The organism is Escherichia sp. MOD1-EC6021 (assembly GCF_002965245.1).
GTDB classification, from domain to species: domain Bacteria; phylum Pseudomonadota; class Gammaproteobacteria; order Enterobacterales; family Enterobacteriaceae; genus Escherichia; species Escherichia coli_F.
On the sequence record NZ_PTRU01000075.1, the window covers coordinates 1 to 3,564 of the forward strand.

The following is a 3,564-nucleotide window of genomic DNA, read 5'->3' on the forward strand; positions in this document are numbered from 1 at the left end:
ACTGCTGAATGAGGCTTTAATACCTGCCTGGTATATTCCACGTCTGCCCGACAAATCATTGACAAAATTACCGTCATTATTCACTTTCACCCGGTTATCATCGACAAATTCTTTGCGCACAGCCGCCTTCAGCCACGGCTCAACTTCCATGCCGTTCCCCAGACGCATGTTGTAACTCAGCGTTGCGCCCAGTTCACGATATATACTGCGGGTATCGACTGATTTCGATTCCATACCATTGGATAAATGATATTCGGGGTTATCAGCGGTGAACCCCGTTAACGATGCATACGGCGTCAGGTTCCAGTTACCATCGGTAAATCGCATCCCGGTTTCAATGTAACCGCCCAGCCCGTTGCTGCGATAACTGCCGTTGGCGGCTCCACCGCTGCTCATTTTACCGGCTACGTTACTTTCAAAGCGGTTCAGCTTCACGATACCGTCCAGATAGAAACCACTTTCATGTTCCCAGCTGACATAGCCCCCCAGAGAATAACTGCCCACACTGCCATGTCCTCCACGATCAAAACCGATATGTGAATGGGAATAACCCATAAAAGCGCCCAGCGTCGCAATCCCCTCAGGAATACCATTACGGCTATCGATCCCCACCGTCATTCCGGTCAGCGTCTGCTCAAACCCGGCACCCGCATCGGTGGTGACATTATTACGGGTGTTATACGTCGTCCCCCAGACATTATTGTTGTGTGGACTCGCTTTCATTATGTTCAACCGCTCGCGAATACTGTTTAGCTCAGCATCAAAGACCAACGGTAATATTGCTGCCATATTGAGTACGGCTGCCGTAGAAGGCGTGATGCGTTTCTCCGGGACGGGTGTCGGCGTTGGATCGGGAGTCGGGTCTGGTTTCGGATCCGGTTTTGGGTCTGGTTTTGGATCCGGTTTCGGATTTGGGTTGGGGTCCGGGTTGGGTTTGACATCATTGGTCAGGTTCCAGTTGCTGTTGCCGTCGCTTTTCAGGACATACTCATAGGTCCCCAGATCAACGAAACCGCCGGTATTACCCAGCGTAAACGAAGCATCCCCTCCCCCTGTTTTCACCAGCGTCATCGCGTCGTCAGACTGAGGGCTGACGCCGGTATCCTGAACAAAGATTTTAAAATTGCCAGTGGCGTTGTTGTTGACGACCAGTTGATCGCCCCGGGAGCCTGCAACGTTGGTATGCAGGTAGAAATTACCGCTGCCGGAAAGTTCACTGGTGGTCAGCGTATTGTAGATACCGTTAGTTGTTGCAGGCGCTGCTGTTTGTGCTGATAAATAAACATCACCGTCGTTGAGGAGCAAACTGTTTACTCTATATTCGCAGTTGCTGGTGCCTGCACAGGAATTATTGCTGTTAAGCCAGACACTGCCCCGGCTGGCAGCCGTCAGGTCGGCAAGCGTCGTATCGACGCCATTTCCGATAGTTAATGTCGCGCTATCGGTAATCCGGACCACCCCTTCAAGTTTAACTGGCGTAACATTATCCCGTGGCGTCATTAACGACAGGCTTCCTGTCGCGCCACTGACCGATGCATCCGCCAGCGTACCTGCGTAGACGATTGCCGTCCCGCCAGCGACCTGTAGATCTTCTGCCCGGGCCAGAGCCTGAAACTCATCTTTTGACCGACCAAGGGTATATTGCCCACCGGAATTAACCGTGGTGGCGAAGTCCTGCCCCAGGTTTTGCATTGCCCCACCGTTGCCAACCGTGGAATCGCGAGCTTCGGTACCTGCTAATACCAATAAATTACCGCCATTTTCCAGCAGCACATTGGTCGCTAAATTTCCGGCAATGGAAAAGGTGCCGTACTGGTGAGTACCGCTGATTTCAATACCGTTAGCCGTGCTCGTCTGGAGAGCGGCACCGCTGTTCTGGATGATATCTGTCGCTTTGCCATTATCGTTGACTGTCAGCGTACCGCCTTCATTAATCGTTGTTTTTACTGCCTCACCGTTAGCCGAAACTGTTTGTATTCCGCCGTCGTTAATCGTTGTCTCAGTCGCCACACCCTCGACGATTTGTTCACCGCCGGTAAGCATCGTGCCAGTCGCAGTGGCTTTTGTTTTGACGATCTCCCGTCCGCCCGCATTGACCTGTGTTTTGGCGGAAGTGGTGTCTGACTCCACGGTTAACACGCCGCCATTTGCCAGCAGGATATTGTTCGCCGCATCCTGCTCGATGCTGAACGCGACGCCATCAGCGCGTGTCCCTGTGACCCGCGTCGCCCTGGTGGTTGCCACCAACGCGCCCTGGCTACTCTGCTGTATCCCCGTAGCGCTGCCTTTCTCCCGCACATCGAGTGTGCCGCCGTCATTAAGTACCGAGTTTTCAGCCAGACCGCCCTCATTAACTACCTGTGAACCGCCATTAATAATGGAACCTTCCGCTGTCCCGTTTGCCATAATTTGTTGTAGGCCAGAGACGATATCGGTATTGATCGCCTTACCATAATTCTGAACGGTTTGCGTGCCGCCTTTGATGTGCGTTTTATCTGTTGACCCACCATCAACAATTTGTTCACCACTTTCGATATTTGCCTCAGTGGCTAAACCATATACCGTTTGCTTGCCACCTTTGATATTTGCTTTATCAGAAGTGGCACTGGCATATATTGTTTGGGTGCCCGCACTATTGAGTACAGTGCCAACATCTTTTCCATAAACATCCATTTTGCCGTTGGCATTAATAATCGTATCAACTGCCCGGGAACCAGTAACGACTGTTAATGAGCCAGCGTTTTCCAGCACTACATTTTTAGCTTCTGAATTCCTGATGTAGAAAGCATCACCATAACTGTTGGTTCCTTCGATAAGTGTTCCGGAAGTCGTGGAAGCAATCAATGCGCCGCCGGATTGTTGCTCAACATGCTTAGCCTCACCACCGTCCTGAACCTCCAGAACGCCACCATTATTAAGTCTGGTGGTATCTGTTTTAGCCTCCTTCTGGACAATCAGCTTACCGCCAGCATCAACGGTAGTATTTTTCGCCGTGGTTTTAGCCACTACCGTCAGTTCGCCGGTATTTTCCAGCACAACATAATTAGCCTCCCCTCCGGTAATAGTGAAGTGAGAGAGCTTGTTGTATCCTTCAATATCAGTCCCTGCGCCCGTGTTGGCAACTAAAGCACTGCCCGTCTCCTGGTTAACCCCATGTGCGATACCACCGGTATAGACAATCAGCGAGCCTCCGGCGCTAATATTGCTGCCAGTTGCCGTACCATCTTTCTCAACAACCTGCCGGCTCCCGGAGGAGATATTTGTCGTGTCAGCTTTCCCGCCGCTCTTGATATTTTGTGTTCCGCTGTTGATATTGGTTCCCGTGGCAATACCATGATTATTTATATTCTGTGTGCCACCATTAATTATGGTATTGGTCGCGTTTCCGGCAACATCCATAACCCCGCCATTATCTATTCGGGTCGCATCAGCTTTAGCATTCGTTAAAACTGACATTGTTCCTTTATCTTTAATAATCGTCTTGTTTGCCGAACCATATACGTCTAAATGACCACCGTTTTCCAGCAACACATTGTCTGCCACGTTATTGTGAATAGAGAATGC

1 protein-coding gene is annotated in these 3,564 nt (G+C 50.7%); it reads right to left on the minus strand.

Annotation, left to right across the window (positions count from 1 at the left end):
* Positions 1-3,564: adhesin-like autotransporter YpjA/EhaD (gene ypjA / locus BEB54_RS27810; protein ID WP_105282340.1), on the minus strand; the 3,564-nt coding region annotated here is incomplete at both ends.